Annotated in this window: 5 protein-coding genes and 1 pseudogene; 5 read left to right on the top strand and 1 reads right to left on the bottom strand. The window is 59.6% G+C overall.

Features of this window, described 5'->3' with window-relative positions; translation table 11 throughout:
- Positions 1 to 242 (bottom strand): annotated as a pseudogene (locus ACJWXQ_RS01175) (hypothetical protein); the annotation flags it as partial.
- 101 nt (positions 243 to 343) lie between these two features.
- Between ACJWXQ_RS01175 and ACJWXQ_RS01170 the strand changes: the two are divergent.
- The 5 genes from ACJWXQ_RS01170 (at position 344) to ACJWXQ_RS01150 (ending at position 4,694) form a co-directional block, all read left to right on the top strand.
- Positions 344 to 928 (top strand): NAD(P)H-dependent oxidoreductase, encoded by a 585-nt coding sequence (locus tag ACJWXQ_RS01170; RefSeq protein WP_306728819.1) that lies wholly within the window; start codon positions 344 to 346, stop codon positions 926 to 928.
- The gene (locus ACJWXQ_RS01165; RefSeq protein WP_406671974.1) at positions 919 to 1,641 is read left to right on the top strand and encodes an N-acetyltransferase family protein; all 723 of its coding nucleotides are present in this window, start codon (positions 919 to 921) and stop codon (positions 1,639 to 1,641) included. Before ACJWXQ_RS01170 ends, ACJWXQ_RS01165 begins: the two co-directional genes overlap by 10 nt.
- Positions 1,642 to 1,729: 88 nt before the next feature.
- Positions 1,730 to 2,893 carry an alpha/beta hydrolase family protein gene (locus tag ACJWXQ_RS01160; protein ID WP_406671973.1) on the top strand — a complete coding sequence of 388 codons (1,164 nt, stop codon included), beginning with the start codon at positions 1,730 to 1,732 and terminating at the stop codon, positions 2,891 to 2,893.
- Positions 2,883 to 3,347 (top strand): MOSC domain-containing protein, encoded by a 465-nt coding sequence (locus ACJWXQ_RS01155; RefSeq protein WP_406671972.1) that lies wholly within the window; start codon positions 2,883 to 2,885, stop codon positions 3,345 to 3,347. The genes ACJWXQ_RS01160 and ACJWXQ_RS01155 overlap by 11 nt, the downstream gene beginning before the upstream one ends.
- A 387-nt stretch (positions 3,348 to 3,734) precedes the next feature.
- Positions 3,735 to 4,694: a restriction endonuclease gene (locus tag ACJWXQ_RS01150; RefSeq protein ID WP_406671971.1), complete on the top strand. Its 960-nt coding sequence runs from the start codon at positions 3,735 to 3,737 to the stop codon at positions 4,692 to 4,694.
- Positions 4,695 to 4,811 lie beyond the last annotated feature (117 nt).

Here is a 4,811-nt window from a genome sequence, read left to right as displayed (position 1 = left end):
AGTTGCGGCCAGAACCAGGAGCGGCGTTCGCCTTCCCAGCCGGTTCGGTAACTCTCATCACCGGAGCCGGCCAGAAAGACCACCACCGGGAAGGGGCCCTCGCCCTCGGGAAGGAACAGGGTTCCAGACAGCTGCCCGCCTTTTGCCTCGAAGGCGAGATCAGTCCCGGGCAGCTCGGCGAAGGCCAGTGCCGGCAGAAGCAGGGCGGCCAGCACCAGGCACCGCAGATTGGACAGTTTCACGACTAATGCACCCCTTAAAGTGACATCTGCTTGATTCGGCTCAAGCCACCATTATTGCGGATAAACCTATTATTACCCGTCACGAACAGCAGGTCACCGTCATGGCCAGCATTGTCATCATCCAGGGACACCCCGACTCGGCCGGTGGGCATTACTGTCATGCCCTGGCCGTGGCCTATCAGGACGCAGCGGAAGCCGCCGGGCACCAGGTCCGGCACATCGACGTGGCCGGGCTGGATTTCCCCTGGCTCAAAAACGCCGCCGACTTCGAGTCCGGTGATCCGCCCCCGGCCATTCGCCAGGCCCAGCAGGCCATTGAAGCGGCCGATCACCTGGTCTTTCTCTATCCCCTCTGGCTGGGCGATATGCCGGCCATTCTCAAGGCCTTCCTGGAGCAGACCTTCCGCCCGGGTTTTGTCACCGAGCCGGGTCAGGACATGGGCAGTTTCGGCCCCCGTCGCCTCAAGGGGCGCTCGGCCCGTCTGATCGTCACCATGGGCATGCCGGCCCTGTTCTATCGTCTTATCTACCGCGCCCACAGCGTGAAAAGCTTCCGCCGAAACATCCTGCGTTTCTGCGGCTTCAAGCCCGTGCGCACCACCCTGATCAGCGCCTCCATGGGCGGTGACAAGGGCCGCGCCCAGTGGCTGGAGAAAATGAAGCACCTTGGGCGGGCATGTCGCTGAGCGATTCACGGATACTCGGCTATCCTTATTACAAATGTTTAAGGGGACTGTTCGCTGCAATGACGTTGCGCGATGATCCCGGCTTGATACCGAGTTCTTGGCGTTTCATTGAGGTTGCAATGAATATCCAGCTGCGTAAAGCGAAGATTGAGGATGCCCCCGCCCTTGCCGAGCTGATGAATCTGGCAGGGGAGGGGATTCCGGCCTACCTGTGGGGGCAGATGGCTGATCCGGATGAAGACATCATGGCCTTCGGTGCGCGCCGGGTCGCTCGTACCGAAGGTGGTTTCAGCTACACAAACGCCTATGTCGCCACCGCCGGCGATGCCATTGCCGGCATGCTCCTGGCCTATCCGCTGCCCGATCCCTATGAGACCGGGCCCTTGGATGACATTCCGGCTGTCGTCCGCCCGCTCGTGGAGCTGGAATCACGGGTGCCCGGCGCCTGGTACGTCAACGCGGTCGCGACAGCCTCCGTCTATCGAGGCAAGGGAATTGGCCACCACCTCATGAAATTCGCGGAGCAGTTGGCCGACGAAGCCAATACAAGATCCGTTACCCTGATCGTGGCGGAAGAGAACATCCCGGCGGTGAAGCTGTACCGGAAGCTTGGTTACAATGTTGTTGAGCGCCGGGGCATCGTCGATTACCCAGGCTGCTCGCACACGGGTGATTGGATTCTGATGCAAAAGTCGTTGTGGCGGACGCCCTGATAAGCCCGTGCACTGGTGCCGGCTTGTCCGCCGATTGCGGCGCCAGCCAACCCACCCCACCCAATAACAAGAACAAGATTGGAGAAACATGAGTCGTCTGAACCCTGAGCCGTCGACGGCAACGGCGCTGATCCGGGTCCTTCTACTGTTGGCAATGCTGCTTGCGGCCTTCGCCTGCAGTGGCGATCCGGCCGCCAACAGCACGGTGGGGCGTGCTCACCTCGCGCTTGAAGACGCCGAGCGCAGCCACTGGTCGGGGGATGGCTCGCGGCCGCTGCAAACCACCGTCTGGTATCCGGCGCCGCCTGAAGTGGCCGGTGAGGAATGGCGGGGTGGCGTGTTTCGCTTCGGTCACAGCGCTTTGAATGCGCCGTTCCTGGACACGGCCCGGCGGCCATTGATCATCGTCTCCCATGGCACTGGTGGCAGCGCGGCCCAGATGTCCTGGCTTGCCGAGCAGCTGGTGGGTGCCGGTTTCATCGTGGCGGGGGTCAACCATCACGGCAACACGGTAACGGAAGTCCGACAGTGGCCGGGGGGCTTCATCCAGCCCTGGGAGCGCACACGCGATGTCTCCGTGCTCATTGATCAGCTGCTCGAGCACCCCGACATCGGCCCGCGCATTGATCCGGAACGCTTGGGCGCTGTCGGCTTCTCCCTCGGCGGATACAGCGTGCTGGGCCTGGCTGGCGTGCATCTCCCTTCCTATGAGGTCTGGCAGCAGCGCTGCGGGGAACGAGCGGATTCCCACGCCTGTCAGTTGCCACCCGAGGCCGACTTCAGCTTTGATGACGTGCAATCCATGCAAGCCTCAGACCCCGCCTTCCAGGCCGGCCTCAAACGCGGAGAAGGCCGCTTCCACGATGAGCGCATCGGCGCCGTCTACGCCATCGCCCCGGCCCTGGTCGCATTACTCGAAGAGAACGACTCCACACCCGGAGCACAGGCCATCCGGATGCTGCTGGCGGAAAATGATGAACAGATCGAGCTGGAAGCGACCACTGCCGCCGTCGAGCGAGCCATCCGCCCGGTCAGCTCTCAGGCCAGCCTGTGGGTAATGGAGGGAGCCAGTCATTACACTTACCTGGCGCCTTGCACGTTGAGAGGGCGGCTGCTCGTTCGCAGCCTCTGTGGTGATCCATGGGGCCGAAATCGACAGGCCGCCCACGCGGCTGTCGGCGCCGATGTCATTGATTACTTCAGCCATGCACTCAGCCACAACGAGAGCCAGGGAGCACCACTTGACCATTGAACGGCTGTTCGTCAGCCCCGAAAGCGGGGCCCCGCAACGCGAGTGCGAGCGCATCGTGCTTGAGCGTGGCAAGGGGATCGTCGGTGACCGCAACTTCGGTCTCAGCAAATACCCCGGCCAGAATCTCACCCTGGTGGAAGCCGAGGAGATCGAGCGCTTCTGCGCCGGGCAGGGGCGAGCAACGGACCTCTCCATCACCCGCCGAAACCTGGTCACCCGAGGCATTCGCCTCAACGACCTCGTCAACACCGAATTCACCGTCGGCAATGTACGCCTGCGCGGCGTCGAGCTCTGCGAGCCCTGCGCTACCCTGGGCCGCGCCCTGAGCAGTGAAACGCTTACCACCGCCGCCGTGGTGAAACACTGGGTCGGCCACGGCGGCCTCCGCGTGGATGTGCTCAGTGACGGCGAGATTGCCCGCGGGGCGGACATCGTCCTGGCCCAGGCGGAATAAGCCGGACAGCAACCGCTCCAGCCAGCCAGGCAGGGATGAAAAAACCGAATGTTGGACTATGCTTTTCTGAAAGCCACGGACAGGCGCGCCCGCCTCAGATTGCACCGTCTCCCCGTTCAGTTTCCACAGCCGCCAAGGTGGCCGTTGCCATGCCCAGGCCCGGAAAAGGGGGCGCCTAGCACACATATATAAGAATGATTGAATTCACAAAAAGCGGAAGGCACGCGATTACGGTGAATATTGGGAGAGATTGGGGTAACTTTATGATTATGCATGGAAAAGCGCGTTTTTCTTTTTGCCGGAAATCCGGAGTTATACCGCCGGCACGATATTGCGGTTATACCGCTTTCCACCTAATCAGCTGTTAGCTCTAAGAAGGAGAAATGAGTGCAAGCTTTCGTTCTACGAGTCGCGCCTAGCGAAATCGACAGGGTGCCAGAGGCGTTAGAATTCAATCAGATTATTATTGGCTGGGCTAATGCGGACGGCCTTCTGGATAAGCAGCTGAACTGGACCGGCTTTCGGGAAATCGTGAGGGCCACATATTACCGAGACGATAAGACATTACACCGCGCGGGAGCAGCGGCAGGACATATGTGGCGGTTTATCCGTGAAATGGAAGCGGGCGATCTAGTCGTTGTTCCCTACGGGTCGGAATTCTATGTTGCTGAGGTGGCAGGCGAAGCCATTTTTCTGCAAGACAAACAGAGCGAGGACTCCGCGTACCGCAGGCCGGTAAAGTGGTTGAATGCCAAGCAGCCAATTCCACGATCGTATGCTAAGTCGGCATTGATCTCGCGCATGAAGATACAGGGCACATCGGCTTCAGCAACCGATCTCCTGGATGAAATTCGTGATTGTTTAGATATAGCAACTTCTGGAGCTACACCGAGTTTTCAGTCTGACCTGCAGACCAGCCTCATTACACAGGCGCTCAACGAACTTCAAAAAGGGCGGATAGATAGTTTTGGATTCGAGAACCTAATCAAGAGCCTGCTCCAAAGCCTCGGAGCTAAGGAAGCACGAGTGGTTCCACGCAGTCAAGACAAGGGGGCTGATGTTGTGGCCACTTTCCTGGTTGCGGAGACATTTCCATTGGTAGTGGCGGTTCAGGCTAAGCATTGGCAGCCCGAGCCTCCGGTGGACCGCCAAGTTATCGATCAGCTTGTATCAGGAATGGAAGCTGAAAGCGCGGATCTTGGTATGGTTATTACTACGGGGACATTTTCTGATGATGCTGTTCGCGCCGCTAATGAATGCTTGGAGAGCGTCGGGAAGAAGATCGAACTTGTGGATGGAGAGCAGTTTGCGAAGATGATTGTTGAACATGGTACTGGTGAGAGCTAACAAAAGCATGCAGCGGACGCCGCTACGCACCGCCGCTGATGCTGGGCGTTAACAGTATCTGGCTCGATGCCTTGACAATACCTACACGATAACTACAATGTAATGCATGAGCCATCT

This window comes from Natronospira sp., from assembly GCF_007134575.1.
GTDB classification, from domain to species: Bacteria; Pseudomonadota; Gammaproteobacteria; order Natronospirales; family Natronospiraceae; genus Natronospira; species Natronospira elongata.
This window is presented reverse-complemented; position numbering and strand designations above follow the sequence as displayed.